The following is a 19,378-nucleotide window of genomic DNA, read 5'->3' as shown; positions in this document are numbered from 1 at the left end:
GGTCTGAAGCCATTTTTTATAATCTGCTCCCGAATAATCTTTCGGATACACATCGGGTTTGGCAATGCGATACTGACGTTTTTCCTTACTGCCGGTAAAAAGTTTAGTTGCAGGTCCGGGTTTATAATAATTGTTTACAAGATTCACCTTTTGAGCTTCACCGCCATAACAGCCTTCTCCCGCATAATTATAGTACACATTATTGCGTATATCAACAAGTTCACCCTTATCAAGAGCCAATGTCGTGTAGCGAGGTCCAAGACGTGGTACCCGGCTTTCGCAATGAGCAATTATATTATGGTGATAAGAAGCATAGTGTCCTCCCCAATTGCCTCCGTATCCATGAGTATTAAATTTCTCTCCTGTTATTTTGGCAGGAGTTGCTCGCAATGACTGCGCAACCAAGCACCACTGTACCGTAGTATATTCCGAACCATATACAGACAATCCTTCATCCGTTCCCCAACTCACAGAACAATGATCGATAATAATATTCTTATTATCCGAACCTCCCAGACCATCATTATCCGTATTGATATTACCCGGACGGAAGCGAATAAATCTGATTATCACATTATCAGAGTTTATGGTAAAAGGATAATTTGCTATACAGATTCCTCCCGGCGAGGTCTGCCCTGCAATCGTAAGATTGTCATTTTTTGTTTTAAGTTCACGTTCCAGCATGATAGTACCGGAAATTGCAAAAACAACAGTTCTTGCACCGCTTTTCTCTACTGCATATCGTAAGGTTCCTTCCGGCTTGCCGGCAGGGTCATCCAAACGTGTCACAACATATACAGCACCTCCGCGGCCACCGGTCGCATTGCGACCATGACCTTCAGCATAAGGAAAAGCAAATAACTCGCCATAGTCCAATGTTTTCACTCCGGTATCAGGAGAGCCGTTTTCCTCACCATTGCTTTCATCGTCGCCGTTGCTACCTATATTTCCTTCCGAATCTACAATCGGATTATCTCCGGAACAGGAAATAACCCCGAATCCCAAAACAAATAGCAAATAGAACAACCAATATATACCTTTCATATCTTATCCGTTTTTTAATCCAAATATGTAATTACACAAATATCATTTAGCCGGATAAAGTTTCTCTACCAAGCTATTGATATATACTTCCAAATTTGTATATTCCTTACTCAGATTATATTTGACTCCATCTGCAGAACTTTTCGGATTCAGCCCATTGGCTGCCTCCCAAGCATCCGGCATTCCGTCGCCGTCTGTATCCACAGGGGCATTCTCTTTCACATATACAGGCCATCCTCCCACATCCGTTGCCTTATCAATAAGTCCCAGCACACTGCCGTTACTTCCTGAGGCCGTATAATCTCCATTACGTACATTGTCTACTATACGCCTGTCCACCGCATCAGACTTCAACGAAGCACCGGCATACAGCAGTACGGCTTTATAAGCTTCTGAAGCAGACTGCGTAAATAATGCCGCATCATCGGTTATTGTAAATTCCGAGTTAGCCTGAATAGCAGACTTTCCACCGGAAGGTAAGAGTACACCGGATGTCTCATTCGGCTGCAAACCGACCCAATTATCATTGTTCACCTCCTCCAGCAAAGACTGATAAGCAGGATTTAATTGAGGGCATGTACCATCAAAATAGTTACCATTCAGATAAAACATTCCCCATGTTCCTTTTGCATTTTTATTTTTTCCATCATCTCCATTCGGCTGAAAAATGCGATTGACAATATCGGATTTTTTATTGGTAGAAGGCCCCGGTTTATAATAATTATTCACAAAATTATAACTTCCTCCTTCACCGGCATAGCCGCCATTGGTAGGTCCCCAATTATAAAAGACATTGTTGCGTAAATCTACTTTTTCATTGCCGGGTTTACCGGTATACCTACTGCCACATAGACGAGGAGTACGACTACTATGATGTGCCAGAAGATTATGGTGGAACGTAGCAGGTGAGCCACCCCAAATACCTCCATACCCATGATTACCTTTGGTATGTACAGAACGGTTCAAACTCTCGCTGATAATACACCACTGCATAGTAAAATTGCTATTATCATAAAAGGAAGCACACTCATCCGTACACCAGCTCATGGAACAATGATCTATGATGATGTTCTTATGTTGCTTTCCCCAAAGTGCATCGCCACTATCCGCCTCACCTTCAGTTGTGAAATTATCAGATCCCATTCGAAAACGCATAAAACGAATAATGACATTATCAGCCTGTACAGAAACCGGATAACCTTTCAAACAAATACCGTCTCCGGGAGCTGTCTGACCGGCAATTGTCAGGTCACCATTTACTATTTTCAGCGGGCTGTTCAAATCTATCAGTCCACTCACTGCAAACACAATCGTACGCGCTCCGCTTTGGCTGATACCGTAACGCAAAGTCCCTTTTTCGTTGGTGTCTGCCAATGAAGTCACCACATACACCTTTCCACCTGCTCCGCCTGTAGTAAACCGACCGGCGCCATATGCACCCGGAAATGCAGCAATCGAAGAACGGTCCGGAGCAGGATACTCTTCCAATATATTATCCGTATCCGGATTATTATCTCCATCCCCATTATTATCAGTTTCTGGCGGAACGGAAGTTCCGCCAGAAACCGGATTATCATCCGAACATGCCACTACTGAAGCAGAAAGGATGAAACACAGCAAACCAAAATAAACGAGTTTCAATATTCTCATAAGTAAGTTTTTTAATACATAAAAGCCGGCAGCAGATTTACCGGCTTTTATAAAACAATTATTCAGCACTGATGCTTCCGTAATGTCCTACTCCCCTGACTGTGTATACCCCGTCAGCAGCAGTCGTAACAGATACCGAAGTTTCGGTAGTCTGTGCCAAATAGACGCCATTCACAAAAATAAGATAACCTGCAGCTCCGTCTATTGCATTCCAACTTAAAGTAGTACCATCCAAGGTAGCCATAGTAGTGCCTGGGGTCTGCATATACTGTTTCGGATTCCATCCCTCTCTGGCAATGATGTTCTCATAAGTATATCCGGCAGCTTCATCTGCAGAAAGAACTTTTGCAGTAAACTGACTGCTGCCGCTACCAACTGTCATATCTCCTGTTGAAATTACCTGATTATTTTTATCAACCGTATTATATTCGCCAAAAAGAGCAGGCGCTGCGCTACCCGCAGTCCAATGACCGTCTATAATATCCATCTTCAAAGCAGTGTTAATGAAAACCGCCTTCGCAGAAGTTGATTGCTGACGTCCGAAAGAAAAAGCGGTTATACCTGCCTCACCGTCTATCGTACAGTCTTTCATCACATACCCATAAGCATCGGTTTCGTTACTACGTGAAGCCGTAATAAAACTACCATTGCCCGTGTTATAAAAAGTACTGTTTTCTATCAGCACATCACCACTTCCCCAGATATAGTCCGTACTACCTTCAATCCATGAATTTTGTACATAAGCCCGGCAAATACCATACGTTCCGTTCACTTTCTGGAAACGCGTCCACCACGTATCCTGGAATGAAACCAATTTACAATTATTCATAGCCAATCTATCATAATGGCTACACAGAGCTTCAGCTTGTCCACCTTTTCCAAGACCACCGTCATAGCGGCTTTTCAATGCACCGTACAAGTTAATAATGGAAATGTTCTCCAGATAAACATCAGTAGCTTTAATCAATACTACACAATTCTGATCTGTGGTATATCCTGCAAGGCGCGCAGGTGAATTAGGATTGTGAATAGAATAAGGCCATGTATCCGAATTAGTTTGCTCCTCTACACGATTCAACGCAAATTGAATTTTCACTCTGTCAGGATTTTCTCCAATCAAATGAATAAACGGTTTTGTTTTAGGTATATATACACATTCATTATAGGTTCCTGCTGCAATAAAAATCAGGTAAGGCGATGTCAAATTGGCAGGAGCGGCATTAATAGCAGCTTGTACAGTGGTATAATCACCTCTTCCGTTTGCATCAACAACAGCATCAAACACCGTTTCGCTATCTCCACCGGAAATACCGGAAGTGGCTGTAAACTTCAAAGTAATATCTTTGCTGTAAGGACGATGCTGCATATCCGTCAATGTACCCGCCTCGATAAATAAGGAACATTCGGAACCTTCACTGACAGAATAAGGATAGCGGACTTTCTCATAATTGATGACAATCTGATTGGAAGCAACCTTATCATTGAAATAAATTCCGGTTGTCAGCACTTCACCGGTTTCTTCATCCTTAGTCGGCGGAGTCTGGCGCATGGCTTTGCTAAAGACAAACTCCACATAACCATCAGTACCCGCCGTCAAATTGTTCTCCGTTTCCGAATCAATATTGGCAAGATCAACCTCCGTACCATTGATATTGCATGAAATAAGAACAGGAGCACTTGTATTTTCCTTGCCTTCATCGTTATCTTCACAGGCATAACCTGTGAAGATAAGTAACAAGAGGAGCAAGCATTTGCCTACTGTATAAATAGATTTTGTATTCATATTAGTTCATGTTATTAAATTTATTATTTATTCCAACGCGGATCATCGATTATCTTAACTTCATTCGGAATATCTGCACCGAAAGTCAAATCAAGCACATCGGTACTTGAAGATGCATTCGGGAACAGTTGGGATGAAGAATAGGACAAAGCTGTAGTAGATGTAGAACCTGGTTTTGAAACAGTAAGGTCTGATGTTCTATAAACTTTCGACCAATTTAAAGAAGCCGGAAGAGTTTTATCATCATAGAATATCTGGAAAGTATTACTACCTGCAAATAAAACATTTTCTACAGTAAGACTACCTTTCGCTCCTCTCACAAGAGCATCTCTATCAACTAAATTATAGAAAGTACAGTTTTTAATTACAGAAATAGAATTATCAGCCTTATCAACTCTTAGGAGCGATGCATTGATTCCACCTGGATTAGCAAAAGTAGAGTTCATCATATTAATGATTACAGATTTCACAGCTCCATCCGTTTGAACAATACCATAGTAATTATTTGTGCCTTTAGTACCCAAGTTTCTAATAATACAGTCATCAATATTCAATTTCAGACTACTTTCCCCATTTACCTTACGCATACGAACAATACCCCGATAATTTTCTATAGTACATGAAGTTATTTCAATATTTGCTATAGAAGAACCTTCTGTATTCGGAGCAATAACACAATCGTTACTAAGTGCACTGATATTCAGATTATAAAACTCTATTTTATCAATAGCCCCTAAAGTTTGCATATTCTTAACAGCTAATTTCGGTTGTGTAGCTCCCTCACCCCAAAAGACAATATTAGTAACCGCAGCAGGTATCTCAGATTTGTTACTCAAATCCGCATCTGCACTGATTGTCACTAAAATATTACCGGACAAGTTATCCCAATCGGCTATTAAAGCCTCAACACCATTATATTCCGTATACCCAACAGGTTTTCCCTTCTTTGTTGTAAATGTAGCACGTGCACATATAGCCCCATTATAGAAAGCATAAACTGTGTATTCCGTACTTGGTTCCAGATTCGGTATAATAACGGCATGTTCATTTACCTCGGAAACACTTAGCGAAACAGCTCCGGTGGCATCATCCGGAGTAGGCGCTGAAGAGGGCTGACAGATATATTGGTCCACATCCACTGTATTATCCCAAGAGAATCTTGCCGTATTGGCTGTAATCTCATCTACGGTAGACTCTATTTCCAATCCCGGCACTACCACTTCCTGTGAACCGCGTAACGTTTCATTATTATAAATGCTGATAGTATAAGCTGTGAATATTTTCAGTCCTTCAATCCATGCCTCTCCTGCAGCAGCTTCCTCAGCCGTAATTGCCCGCTCTATAGGAGCAGCACCGCCCACAATCTCGAAATGCGTTACTGTCAGACCAGCTTCCCATGACATACGTACCTTACCTGATGCAACCGGAAGATCCTCTTCGGCAGGCACATTCAATACATCCTCTTCCGTTACTGTTTTGAACGGTTCGTCTAAATAAGCCCAATAGGATTCCTTGCCATTTGCCACAGACTTAATACGCAGATAATATTCCGCACCTGCTTCCAGATTGTCAATTAAAAAAGGAGCTTTCAATATGCGGTTTTCTACTGTATTCCCATAAACAAGATTACCGTTCTCTTCCGATCCCATAGGAATTTCATCAGTCAGCTCATTCTTGCTTATTTCAAGAATATAATATTCTACGCCGGGCATGGCATCCCAAGTTACCGTAACCCGAGCTACTTTTTCATCTTTTGTCACATTTATACCATCCTCATTGGTTCCAAACGGACGGCTGTACGAGGCATCAATACCCCAATCGCTTTTCTCTGTACATGCCATTGCAAGTAAAGAGACAAGGAGCATAAATACCCCTTTAGCCAATATATTTCTGATATTTTTCATTTCCTTGAGTGTTTAAGATTAATCACTATATCCATAAGAATTATGCAACTTGCCATTCGATGTAGAAATCGTGGTAGAAGCGATAGGAAGCAAATAACGGTTTTTCACTACACGGTTCAATCCTGCCGAAATACTGGGCAGATTAACAAGCAGTTGCTCCTGCTTGGCATCTGTAGTCTCTCTGCCGAAGAAATTGGCGCTAAAGTAACCGGCTTCCACAGGTTCGTTGTAATTGAATGTGGTTACATCAATCGTGAAATTATCCTCCTTGAACTTATAATAAATTTTAGCCGGATATGAACCATTATTCACTGCATTACGATAGCTCTCCTTGAACTCGTCAATCTTAGCACTGAGCAGATTCCAACGGATAAGGTCGAATTTACGTACACCCTCACCTGCCAATTCCCAGGCATTTTCATCAACAATCGTTTCAAAGAAGCCCTGTTCATTAATGAGTTTCGTCAAATGAGCCTCTGCAGCAGCCTTGTCACCGTTGAAGGCACGTGTATGTATCTCGGAAAGAGCTTCGAAAGCTGTTTTTGAACAATACTCGCCACCTGTATTATAGCTGCCATAAAGTTCATTCATAACCTCCGCATACATAAGTAAAACATGAGGATAGCGCATCTTTACAACATTGATGCCACTGCACACTTTCTGGTCGCTTGCTTTCACAGCATCCCACCAACCGTCTTTCCGATTTTTCATCTTACGATAGTCCCACTTGCCGCAATAAATGGCAAAAGGAGCATTGCCAAGCATATCTTCTTTATAAACGCCACTCTTCGTACGAATCTGCATCAGGGCACAAGTCAGGTCACGACGCTGGTCTGCAGCATCAAAAGACATATAATAAGGAGCTGTCAGTTTGAGCTTACCACTGGAATTACCTTTCGGACCATAGTTATGTTCCTCAGACACACCACCGGGAAAAGCACCGTTTACACGAAATCCTACAGTATACCCCAATTCACTGCTATTATTCAGCCCCATCGGGATTTCAAACAAATTTTCACGATAGGTATTATCCAGTTCACACAAGTTCACCCCATTCCAATAACCTGCAAGAGTGGGAGTCATCGAGTGTGTATTATCATTGATGATAGCGGCAAGATGTTCCTCTGCCAATTTATACATCTCATGACGTTTTTCATCATCGCAACGCTGAGTAGGATAAGCCGGATCTGAGTTTTCCGTAGCTGTCACATATCCTTCCTTCGCAGCTTCACGAATAAACCATCCGGCACGGGTCAATGCTATGTTTGCCAGCAAACCATGTGCATATCCTTTGGTGACACGCTCTGTGGTGTAAGTTGTACCACCTGCCCAAGGCAGATAAGGAATGGATTCTTCCAAATCGCCAATCAAAGCCTCCATAATAACATCACGGTCAGTCTTCCCTACATACACATTTTCCAGATTGCTATCCGAAGCACCGGTAGCAAACGGAATATCTCCGAAAAGGCGAATCAAGTCGAAATAAATCATTGCACGCAACACTTTAGCTTCGGCACGGAAGCGTAGCATCATATCGCAATCATCGCCTTTCGTCTTAATCAGCTCGCTGTTGTTTATGCCATCTATTACCAGATTGGCGTTCTCAATAATGCCATACATCACATCCCATACACGCGAAAGTTGCGTCCAACCCGGATTAGCATTGTAATTCATATTACCGCGTTCGCTGGAGGTATTGCTGGCATCGGTACCAAGTCCGTCCACCAATTCACAATCCGTATTCAGACCTGCTATAATAGGCATAAAGTTGGAGTAGGCTTGGTCCTGAGTCAGACTTCCGTAAATCTTATTCACGGTCAGTTCCGTATAGTATGTGTTATTAAAAGTAGTTTTATTATCCAGTTCGGAAGGAGAAGTCTGATCCAGAAAATCAGAACAGGAAGTCATGGCAACCAACCCTGCCGCTAAACATAAAGTTTTATATATATTTCTCATATCAGTCAATATCTGTTAGGTTTTAGAATGTAATGTTAATGCCGCCTACAAACGTACGGCTCTTGGGATAAGCGGCATAGTCCACACCCGGTGTCATGGCGTTGCGCTTGCTGCTCACATCCACTTCAGGATCGGCTCCGCTATAGCTGGTCCAACAGAACAAGTTATATCCGGTCAGATAAACCCTTACATTCTGCAAGAATGCTTTCTTAACAAGGTGCTTAGGCAGCGAATAACCGATAGTAAGATTGTTCAGGCGCAAGAAAGAAGCATCCTCCACCGCATAATCTATTAACTGCATCGTAGAAGCAGCAGCCGGATTATACATATTGGCACTGGAATTGATTTCATTCAGGCGCAATCCGGCAGCTTGCATGTCACCATAATGATTCAAGACTGCGGTTGAAGAGCTGGCAAGATTCAAGCCTGTTTCCGGATCGATCCATGTATATCGGTTACCAAGACGGAAATCATTATTCAAGTTATAACCGGTCCTAGAGCCGGAACGGAAAGACGATGCCAATTTTGTACCGTTGATAATCACATTGCCGGTAGAATAGTTAAAGAAGATATTCACATCCAACTCACCGGTGCGGCTATTGCCGAAACGCCCATTCAGCCCAAAACCGCCTACCCAAGGAGCTACAGTGTTTCCAAGACGCTGTTTCAAAGGATTTCCATTCTCATCGGTTTGTATTTTCAATCCGCCAGGATAGTAAGAACCTCCTGTTATCGTAGGGCTGTTATCTTTCATGCCATCTTTCAGCACCCATTGTTTATCGCCCCATACCAATTCTCCGGTCGGATTGGTAACAGGATCATATACTGTATAATATCCATTGGTACGGAATCCCCATACTTCACCCAGACGTCCACCCTCTTCCACACGGAAATCTTCATATTTGGAAATAGTGCTTCCTGCCCAATTGCTACTCTGCCAAGGGCTGTCGGTGGTCAATTTGTCAATTCGGTTTCGGTTGTAGGCAACATTGGCAGTAAAGTTCAAGCTGAAGTTTTTCGTATCTACCAATACTGCATCCATCGACATTTCAATACCTTTATTCGAAGTCTGTCCAAAATTCTGATACTGATAAGAATAACCGGAGTTACCGGGTATCTCCGCCTTCATCAGCAAATCTCTGGTCGTATTCCAATATACATCTACCGAACCCGAAATACGATTGTTCCAAAAACCATAGTCAATACCCAAGTTACGGGTAACGGTAGTCTCCCATTTCAACTTTGGGTTATAAAGATAGGTCCCATGTTCCAACATAGGTGTACTGGTTCCATTGAAGAAAGGATTACGGGAATCATTGCCACTCAACGAGTAAGTAGTATAAAGAAGCCCTGAATTAATCCGGTTGTTACCAGCCGTACCAAAACTCAAACGCAATTTCAATGCAGACAACCAATCCTTTGTATTAGCCATAAACGCCTCATCGGAAATACGCCATGCCAATGCGGCAGAGGGGAAAACGCCCCAACGGTTTCCATCTCCAAACTTACTGGAACCATCGGCACGTACCGTTACCGTAAGCAAATACTTGTCCATCATCGTGTAATTGACACGCCCGAAGAATGAAAGCATGTTCTCTTCGGCAGAGATAGTAGACTGGTTCGGCAATGCCGTGCCGGCCCCCATATTGGCTTTCATATCCTCAAATCCCATTGTTGTAGGGAAATTTACAGACACATTCTCTATGGATTCCTCCATGCTGCTGCTCACTTCATGTCCCACGAGCACATTCAAACGGTCACGACCATCAAACATTTTCTTATTTTCGTAAGTAAGAGTATTGGCATTGCGCCAGTTCTTTGTCGTCTCACGCAGCAAATATGCCTGAGGACGTCCGTTATAACCATATTTAGAGTTACTTACAGCGTCAGTACCCCAATATTGTTCTGTATCTTCATATCTCCAACCATAACCAAATTCCGAGCGGAAAGTCCAGTTCTTAAACGGCTTCCAATTCAAACCGAAATTATAATTCTGACGGAAAGAATTGCGTCCTTTATTCGTTGCCAGCAAACGTTCCAAAGGCGTTTTCTGTAAAGCAGCATTGCTCTCCTCATCATCATCCGAACTATGAGACAAAGCATTGACCGGACGGAAAACCACCGCATTGGCTACAGTAGAATTAGCAGCATTGGACTCATTCGTATCAGCACCACCACTCAAACCCTCGATAGTAGAATAACTCAAACGCGCATTGAAGTCTAAAGTCAGCCATTTGTTCAGTTCCGACTTAAGCTTTGCATTGATATTATCTTTCTTAAAACCTGAGCCAAGCATAATGCTTTTTTCTTCATTATGAGCATAACTTACACTGTAGGTCAATTGTTTGCTACCCCCGGCCACATTCACATTATATTGCTGCTGATTACCTGTTCGTCCGAATATCTCATCCTGATAGTCAATACCATCGATTGATTTCCAGATATCCATATCATTATAATTTCCGTAATCCAACGAACCGATTTCACGTTGATAAGCCACAAAATCATAAGGACTCATCACTTCAGTCATTTTAGTCACTTTCTTAAAACCGAACGAAGCGCCAAAATCCACTTGAACCTTTCCTTCTTTACCACTCTTGGTAGTAACGATAATTACACCATTAGCACCACGTGCACCGTAAATAGCTGTAGAAGAAGCATCTTTCAAGACATCAATACTCTGAATTTCAGACGGAGCAATGTCACTGATACTGGATACAGGAAAACCGTCTACTATATAAAGAGGTGAATTGTCTTGCGACAAAGAACCACCACCACGTATACGTATCTTAATATCCGCATCGGGAGAACCCTCCGTAGTAGTGATATTCACCCCCGCCATTTTACCGGTCAATGCTTCGGAAGCGCTAGATACCGGAATAGATGCAATATCCTGCGAACTGACGGAAGCTACGGAACCGGTCAGGTCTCGCTTATTCACCGTACCGTAACCAATGACAACAACTTCATCCAATAACTCGGAATCCTCTTCCAAAACCACATTCAGCAGTTTTTCTCCTTCATACTTCAGCTCTTTATTCTTAAAGCCGATATAGGTAAAAGAGAGGATATCGGACTTTTTCACGCCCGAAAGCGTAAAATCTCCGTCCACTCCAGTTATGGTACCGTTGGTGGTACCTTTTACCAAAACGTTGACACCAATCATCGGTTCACCGCTCTTGTCTTTCACGATGCCCTGCACCTGTCTTTCCTGTGCAAAGGAAATCAGGCAAAGCATGCTCATCATGAGCATCAAAGCAACTTTCTTTAGTCTTTGTTGATTATACATAAAAAGATGTGTTAAAAAAATAATGTTCTCCACGATATTTGTTCACGGGGCAAAATTCATTTTTTAAGTCACATCTCTTGTGTAGATTTTGACATAAAACTGCTAAAAATTGTTTTACCTGCTAAAAAACATCATAAAGATATATGCTTATATCCATCTGTCATTTATCTCTTTACCCTTCACATCTCCCTATCCATCAGCATTTGCGGGTGAAGCCTCTTTCCAAGCCTTCACCCGCAAATCCATAATAAAAGTCAAAAAATCATTTCCGGACAATCCTATCCCTGCTTATCCCGTAATATCCCTCCACGGGTACGTATATCGGTTGTGTAGGCAGTCCTATATTCCGTATTTTTCCTTCCAACTTCAATCTGCGGATATGTTCCATAGCCTTCGACCTCATAAATCCGCAAATCTGTTGGAAGTCTGCACGGGTCATCAGCTGATGGTCGGCAAAATAAGCACGGAGGCGCATGTCTATTTCCACGTCCGATAACTTACTGGAGTGTCCGTCATGCTTGATATTTTTAAGCTTTACAGCTCCTACTTCGTTCTTCAATGCCTGGTCGGCACGAAACTTGATACCTTTTAAACGAACTTTGGTGTTTTTGCGTTTCGTCTCTGCCGTCACCTCTTCTATACATTTCAGCGTAGGATGAAAATAGCCTATCCCGTCCAGATGCACTTGACGTCCGTCGCCCAGTTCCTGCCCTAACACATGCGACAGTGCATCGAGCACAGCCGTTACATCCGTTTCCGTCAGCGAACAACGCTCCTGGATTTTACGCCTCACGTAGTCTGTCCCTACCTTTCCATTGTACGTAATGCGTGCATGGAGTTTTTTCTCATCCGGCCGGTTTGGTGGAACCGGATTCTCATACCATTCAAAATGAATTGCCATTGTGCAGTATTTATTTATATTGTGTAAATATAGTGTTTTCCTACGAGATAATCTATTTTTCCTTTAAGATAAACCGGTTACCGACAACAGTCAACAAAGCAGCCGACTGTTGTAAACAGAACAGCCGACAGTAATGAACAGAACGGTTGACTATAGTCAACACCCTATTTTACAACGAGAGAAAAAGAATTATCTCACATTGAAAATACAATAACACAAGGTCTTTCCACATACTGTACCACCAATAAAAATAGTATAAGAAAGACTTGCAAAAGGCTTCCTGCCGATAGTAACTTAGTGGCATGAACCCATTAATAAAAACAATGCATACCATGAAAAAAAGCATTATGAAATTTATCCTCTTTCTACTAAGAAACCGGAAGCTTGACAAACCTGCCCGCGTGCAAAAATGTAACTTGACAGAACAGGTAAACCGCTTTTTGCAAAACAGTTACCTCTTCCGTTACAACCTGCTGACAGACGAAACCGAATACCGCCCCGCCAATGCCGCAGACAAAACGTTTGTCACCATCGGCAAACGGGAACTGAATACCCTATGCCTCGAAGCCCATGCCCGGGGAATTCTATGTTGGGACAAAGATATCAGCCGTTTTCTTTTCTCCAAACATGTACCTGAATATCATCCCTTCCTGCTTTATTTTGAACAGCTTCCCGTTTGGGATGGCATCGACCGGATAACCCGACTGGCCCAACGCATCTCGTCCGAATCATATTGGATAAACGGTTTCCATACATGGATGCTCGGTCTCACTGCCCAATGGACAGGACAGACCGGAAAGCATGCCAACAGCGTAGCTCCCCTACTCGTCAGCATCCGACAAGGCTGCCTGAAATCCACATTCTGCAAAAGTCTGATGCCCGACAGCTTGTCCCGCTACTATTCGGATGAAGTGGAGCTGACCTCACGGAGCAATGCCACCCGCAAAATGTCGGAAATGGGACTGCTGAACCTCGATGAATTCGATAAATATTCTCCAGGAAAAATACCACTGCTCAAAAACCTGATGCAAATGGCGGATTTAAACCTTTGCAAGGCATACCAAAAGAATTTCCGTAACCTGCCCCGTATCGCTTCTTTCATCGGCACGAGCAACCGTTTCGACTTATTGTCTGACAACACCGGTAGCCGCCGTTTTCTCTGTGTAGAGGTAAAGGATAAAATTGATTGTACCTGCATTGAGCACAAGCAAATCTATGCACAACTGAAACAGGAACTTTCGGATGGAGCACGCTATTGGTTTTCGGCCGAAGAAGAGGAAGAGCTCCAAGAGCACAACCTCATCTTCCAGCACCGCAATCCGGCAGAAGAAGTACTACGCAGTTGTTTCCGTCCTGCAACATCCGAGGACCCAAAAGAAAAAATAAGAAATCTCTCCGCTGCCGACATCTTCAAAGAACTGAAAAAACAAAACCCTGCCGCCATGAGGGGAAGCAACCCGAACAGTTTTTCGCAGCAACTCGTGCCTGCCGGTTTTCTGCGAAAGCACGGACGCTATGGAAATTTCTATCCGGTAGTGTCTCTGACATAAAAAAATGAAGTGCTTATCTGTTATGGTCCTCCCAACCAAGGGTTCACCCGCAAAGCCTGATGAATAGGGAGATGTGAAGGGAGAAAGGAGAATATGCCACACGGACAGTCAGAGGATAACAGTTAATTTTTCCACAAAGAATATCAAAAAATACTATAAAATTTACGATATATCATGTATTTTTGTGTTCGATAACGGGTGAGAATACCTCATTACGATTATCAGCCTTACTACATTTAATAACTATAAAAAACAAACTTATGAATCTAAAAAGACTTGCAAAAAGAGCATTGGCTACTCTGTCGTTGAGTATGCTATGCTTAATCGCCTTTGCACAAGGTCACCAAATCTCAGGTACCGTAATCGACGGTACAGGTGAACCTATTATCGGTGCAAACGTATTGGAAGTAGGTACGACCAACGGTGTAATTACCGATATTGACGGTAATTTCAAACTCAGCGTACAGCCCAATGCAAAAATCCAGGTATCATTTATCGGTTATATCACGCAAACCGTTACAGTGGGCAGCCAAAAGAACATTAAGGTAACACTGAAAGAAGATGCGCAGGCATTGGATGAAGTGGTGGTGGTAGGTTACGGAACAATGAAGAAAACCGATGTGACAGGTTCCTTGGCTTCGGTTTCTGCCGATAAATTGGCCGCCCGTGGTGCGCTCCGCGTAGAAGATGCTCTGCAGGGATCTGTTCCGGGAGTCAACATCACGGCAACCAACAGTCGCGCCAATGGTAAATTCAGCATGCAAATCCGCGGTCAATCTTCCATTAACAATTCAAACGGTCCTCTTTACGTAGTGGATGGTATGGTAGTCTCTTCTATCGACTTTCTGAACTCCGAAGATATCGAACGTATCGATGTGCTGAAAGATGCTTCTTCCACAGCCATCTACGGTTCGCGTGCATCCGAAGGAGTGATTTTGATTACCACTAAAGGAGCCGGAGCCGGACAAAGCAAAGCCCAACCGGTAGAAATTACATACGATGGTTACTACGGTATCCGAAAAGTAGCCCGCATGCCCAAATTCATGGAGTCTACGGAATGGATGAACTACCGCTTTGCCAAATATACAACTTCAAGCGGTCCGGATGAAACGGGACATATCAAATATATAATCAAAGATGCAGACTTGCAGTCTGTATTCCAGAATGGCACTGAGTGGAAAGAGTCGCCTTTGTATACACGGTGGATGAATAATGAAAGTTATGATTGGGCAGACCAGGTGTTGCAGACCGGTTCACAACAAAACCACTTCATCAGTGCAAGCGGTGCAAGCGAGAAAACATCCTACCGCTTGGGCGCTGGTTATCAAGGCGAAGAAAATGTTTTCAAGAAAAACAGCTATGACCGCTTCAACATCAAAGCTGCTTTCGACAGCAAATTATCTAAAGTAGTGGAAGCAGGTATGTCGGTCAATATGGTATACGATGTGCAGGATGACTGGATTACCGATTCTTCCAATGCGTATTCTCCTTACAACAATGCTTTCTGGTTTGCTCCGGTCATTTCTCCGTGGGATGAAGACGGAAACCTGTTGGCCAGACCAGCAAAAGTGGGCAATATGTCTTTAACATCTACTCCGTCTCCATTGGTTGATTTGGATATCGATGCTTACGAAAACCAGACCCGCAAATTCCATGTGTTCGGTAATGCTTATCTCCGCTTCAATCTTATGAAAGGACTGAAATTCACAACGACTTTCTCTCCCAACTTCTACCATGGACGTCAAGGTATCTTCATGGGTACCGGCGTTTCGGACAAATATCCTGACGGAACGGCATATTACCAGAATAAAAAGCAAAACTATGCATCGGTTGTCAACACAGACCGGATGGACTGGACATGGGATAACCAGATTGATTTCACCAAGACCTGGGGCAATCACCGCTTGGGAGCTATGGGATTATTCTCCATGTATAGAACAGACAAAGAGACTTATACCCAATCCGTTACCGATATATCAGACGACAGATTGTCTTATCATGCCATGGAAAAAGGTGCCAAAAACCAGGCTACCAAGTCCTCGTATACCGAATCGTCCATGGTTTCCGTAGCTGCCCGCCTGAACTACGCCTACAAAGAACGTTACATGGCCACAGTTACCGTACGTGCCGATGCCTCTTCACGCTTCGCAAAAGGCAACCGCTGGGGATGGTTCCCCTCTGCCGCCCTGGCATGGAGAATGTCTGAAGAAGATTTCCTGAAAGATGTGGAATGGTTGGATAATCTGAAACTTCGCCTGTCCTATGGTATTACCGGTAACAATAATGTAGGAGATTATGCTACAAGCTATTACACATCGGGACCATCTTATGCTGTAATCGGCGGTAATGAATTCCAAGGTTATTACGGTAACGGAATCATTGACCAAGCCCTGATGTGGGAGAAAATCAAGGAATTCAACTTCGGTGTGGACTTTGCAGTATTGCAGAACCGGATCAATATAACGGCAGATGCTTATCGCCGCCTTGCCGACGGACAAATCATGAAATCAACAGTGCCTTTGGAAACTGGAGAAAGCAGTCTGACAACCAACATTGGCTCTGTTCAGAACGCCGGTATTGAGTTGGGCGTCAACTTCGGAGTTATACGCAACCAGAACTTTACATGGGATGTCAATGTAGCATTCGCACGCAACTGGAGTAAAATCAAAGAACTGCCGAGCGGAGACGATGTCAGCAACAACTGGTTCATAGGCGAACGCCTGAATGTACTGCGCGACTACACCTATGCAGGTGTAATTACGGCGGACGGAGTCACGATGCACACTATCAATGGAGACAAACACTATACATTACAGGAAGTGTACGACAAATATGGTCCCAAGAGTCCCAATAAACTGAAATGGTACGAAGGCCAGATGGCTGTAAACGACTGGAACGATGATGGAAAAATCAATGACGAGGACAAGCAGATTTATGGATGCACCGACCCTAAATGGACCGGTAGCCTGAGCTCCACAATGACCTATAAAGGCTTCGACTTCTCGTTTATGCTTTACACCAAACAAGGACAATGGTCACGCAGTTATTTCCACGAACAATACATGGATATCAGCGACCGTGGCCGTCAAAAGATGAGTTTCGATTACTATATCCCAGCAGGAACTCCGGTTTTGGACAAGGCAACAGGAGACATCACTTACTTGGAAACACCGCATATGGGTGCTTACCCCTATCCTAACAATTATGAAAAAACCGGTGGCGGTTACTTCAGTAAAAGCAGCTCGGGAGTAAGATACCAAAAAACGTCTTTTGTAAAGGTTAAAAACATCACTTTAGGTTATACTTTCCCGAAGAAGTGGATGAGCAAAATAGCCGTTAAACATTTACGCCTTTACGTAAACGTACTTAATCCGTTCTGCTTCACCGGCTACGATGGTTTCGATCCGGAATGGGCAAGCGCAAACCTGACTGACGGCGGACCGGCTTCCGTAACCTACCAGATTGGTGCAAATATCAAATTCTAACCAGTAAAACATATAAGTAATATGAAACTATATAAAAAACTATTATACACAATGTGCATGGCTGGCTCTATCACATTGACCGGCTGTGACGATTTCCTCACACCTGACAATAAAAGCGCGGTAAATGATGTGGAATATTTTACCACTTCTGCCGGTTTACAAGCTCTGACATACGATGCATACGCCCAACTGAAAAATATCTTTAACAGCAGTGATGTAACCGCTTATTTCAACTCCGGAACAGACTTGTATCAGGATGGACGCAATGATATCAGTGCAGCTCTTCACCGTTGGTCTAATTTTACTCCTGAAAATGGGACTGTAAAAAACTTCTACACAGATTGCTACGATGGAATACGTTCATGTCTTGCCATTCAGTACTATGCTGCACAATCAACGGTGAGTGAAGATATAAAACAAAAAAACATTGATGAAGGCCGTTTCATCGAGTGTTTGTATTATTACTTGCTGGTCAATAATTTTGGCGGCGTTCCTTTAGTAACCGAATATGCCAAACAGGCCGGTGAAATCAAAGAACAGCCCCGTGCTACGGCAGAAGCAGTATATACGCATATCATCACAGAACTGACCAACATTATCGACAATAACAAATTGGTTGCTTCTTCTGCAACAAAAGGAGGAGGGGAAGCCAGCATAGAAGCCGTTAAGGCATTGCTGGCAAAAACTTACTTGTCTGCTGCATGGGACTTAAAGAAAGATGATTACTTTACCAAAGCGGCAGCCTATGCCGACGAAGTTATTGCCGGACGCAAACTGACAACCGAATTCGCCAAATTATGGGCTGCCGACCGTTCCGGAGATGACAATGAAGAGTTTATCTTCGATGTGGAATACGATGCAGAAAACCAGCATGACAAAAATGACGGTAATCGTTGGCAGAGTTTCTTTTCCAACTATTACGGGGGTAGCGAAGAAGGCATGAAAAATGGTAGTTCATCTTTCATACCTTACATGCATGCATTGAGAAATTTTGAAAAAGGAGACAAACGCTACGATGCAACTTTCATGAAGACCCTACTGGTCAAGAAAGAATGGGATATCAAGAACGGATTTAAAGATGAAAAAGGCAAGCCTATCGGCGACTATTTCTCTTTCTACAAAAATGGCGGTAAAGCTGACGGCAAAATGGTAGGAGTGTATTATCCGGCTTATTGGGAAAGTGACGCTGCTTCCGTTGCTGAGTGGCGTGCCAAAGACCCGGAAAACCGGAAAAACACATTTATCATTCCACAAAATGATAAAACAGCCAAAATGGAGCCAATGTCCACTTACGTAAAAGACCTGGCAGAATATCCGGACGGGGTTATTGCCAAATATGATTTTGACGATGCCTCCACGCAAAAACTCAGTTGGTCTGTACAGCCTTGCCGGAAATTTGACGACAGCCAAACCGCTGACTATAATGCCGGAAAGAGTTTCCGCGACCTCCACGTAATCACACTGCCGGAAATGTTTTTCGTAGCAGCCGAAGCTTACTACAAATTGAATGATCCCAAAGCTTTGGAGCGTTTGAATGTTGTACGTGAACGCGCCGGTTTAACAGCTGAAAATAATATTGATTTGGACATCATATTGAAAGAGTCGGCCTGCGAAATGTTTGGAAACGGTTATCGTCGTATGGACCTTCGTCGTACCGGTAAATTGGTTGAATACAACGACAAATACAATCCGCATATGATAGGTACAGCCGCTGCTACCATAGGAGAAAAATTATTATGGCCTATCCCACAAGCAGCTATCGATGCCAACGGCCAGTTGAGTATGGAAGACCAAAATCCTGGATATTGATTATTGC

Annotated in this window: 10 protein-coding genes; 3 read left to right on the top strand and 7 right to left on the bottom strand. The window is 43.1% G+C overall.

Going from position 1 to position 19,378, the window contains the following annotated elements; all coding sequences use genetic code 11:
- The 7 genes from AB5903_RS13695 to AB5903_RS13665 all read right to left on the bottom strand — a co-directional run.
- Positions 1-1,044 (bottom strand): polysaccharide lyase family 1 protein (locus AB5903_RS13695; protein WP_368117945.1); only part of this gene is annotated, 1,044 nt, incomplete at its 3' end.
- Between the two features lie 42 nt (positions 1,045-1,086).
- Positions 1,087-2,688: a pectate lyase gene (locus AB5903_RS13690; protein WP_117899226.1), complete on the bottom strand. Its 1,602-nt coding sequence runs from the start codon at positions 2,686-2,688 to the stop codon at positions 1,087-1,089.
- A 64-nt stretch (positions 2,689-2,752) separates the two neighbouring features.
- Entirely contained in the window at positions 2,753-4,477 is a 1,725-nt protein-coding gene (locus AB5903_RS13685) for a pectinesterase family protein (protein WP_117899196.1), read from the bottom strand.
- A gap of 23 nt (positions 4,478-4,500) precedes the next feature.
- The gene (locus AB5903_RS13680; RefSeq protein ID WP_368117944.1) at positions 4,501-6,381 is read right to left on the bottom strand and encodes a DUF5123 domain-containing protein; all 1,881 of its coding nucleotides are present in this window, start codon (positions 6,379-6,381) and stop codon (positions 4,501-4,503) included.
- Positions 6,382-6,399: 18 nt separating this feature from the next.
- The gene (locus tag AB5903_RS13675; protein WP_022103694.1) at positions 6,400-8,337 is read right to left on the bottom strand and encodes a RagB/SusD family nutrient uptake outer membrane protein; all 1,938 of its coding nucleotides are present in this window, start codon (positions 8,335-8,337) and stop codon (positions 6,400-6,402) included.
- 22 nt (positions 8,338-8,359) lie between these two features.
- Positions 8,360-11,626 (bottom strand): TonB-dependent receptor, encoded by a 3,267-nt coding sequence (locus AB5903_RS13670; protein WP_060385374.1) that lies wholly within the window; start codon positions 11,624-11,626, stop codon positions 8,360-8,362.
- 262 nt (positions 11,627-11,888) lie between these two features.
- A complete protein-coding gene (locus AB5903_RS13665) occupies positions 11,889-12,527 on the bottom strand; it encodes an HU family DNA-binding protein (protein WP_022103692.1) in 639 nt (212 codons plus the stop codon).
- Positions 12,528-12,859: 332 nt separating this feature from the next.
- On the opposite strand from AB5903_RS13665, the gene AB5903_RS13660 reads away from it, so the two are divergent.
- From AB5903_RS13660 to AB5903_RS13650, 3 genes are all read left to right on the top strand, one after another.
- Complete coding sequence (locus AB5903_RS13660; protein WP_368117943.1) at positions 12,860-14,077, top strand: VapE domain-containing protein; 1,218 nt, start codon at positions 12,860-12,862, stop codon at positions 14,075-14,077.
- A gap of 260 nt (positions 14,078-14,337) precedes the next feature.
- Positions 14,338-17,562, top strand: a complete 3,225-nt coding sequence (locus AB5903_RS13655) for a TonB-dependent receptor (RefSeq protein ID WP_117741701.1) — start codon at positions 14,338-14,340, stop codon at positions 17,560-17,562.
- Between the two features lie 21 nt (positions 17,563-17,583).
- On the top strand, positions 17,584-19,371 hold the full coding sequence (locus AB5903_RS13650; RefSeq protein ID WP_117899192.1) for a RagB/SusD family nutrient uptake outer membrane protein: 1,788 nt from the start codon (positions 17,584-17,586) through the stop codon (positions 19,369-19,371).
- The last annotated feature ends 7 nt before the right edge of the window (positions 19,372-19,378 follow it).

The organism is Bacteroides sp. 2201st1_D9_2201SCRN_220225 (assembly GCF_040928965.1).
Classification (GTDB): Bacteria; Bacteroidota; Bacteroidia; order Bacteroidales; family Bacteroidaceae; genus Bacteroides; species Bacteroides stercoris.
This window is presented reverse-complemented; position numbering and strand designations above follow the sequence as displayed.

Coding starts and splice junctions, on each gene's coding strand:
- AB5903_RS13660 (WP_368117943.1), top strand. CDS start 12,860: ATGAAAAAAAGCATTATGAAATTTATCCTCTTTCTACTAAGAAACCGG.
- AB5903_RS13685 (WP_117899196.1), bottom strand. CDS start 4,477: ATGAATACAAAATCTATTTATACAGTAGGCAAATGCTTGCTCCTCTTG.
- AB5903_RS13650 (WP_117899192.1), top strand. CDS start 17,584: ATGAAACTATATAAAAAACTATTATACACAATGTGCATGGCTGGCTCT.
- AB5903_RS13675 (WP_022103694.1), bottom strand. CDS start 8,337: ATGAGAAATATATATAAAACTTTATGTTTAGCGGCAGGGTTGGTTGCC.
- AB5903_RS13665 (WP_022103692.1), bottom strand. CDS start 12,527: ATGGCAATTCATTTTGAATGGTATGAGAATCCGGTTCCACCAAACCGG.
- AB5903_RS13670 (WP_060385374.1), bottom strand. CDS start 11,626: ATGTATAATCAACAAAGACTAAAGAAAGTTGCTTTGATGCTCATGATG.
- AB5903_RS13680 (WP_368117944.1), bottom strand. CDS start 6,381: ATGAAAAATATCAGAAATATATTGGCTAAAGGGGTATTTATGCTCCTT.
- AB5903_RS13655 (WP_117741701.1), top strand. CDS start 14,338: ATGAATCTAAAAAGACTTGCAAAAAGAGCATTGGCTACTCTGTCGTTG.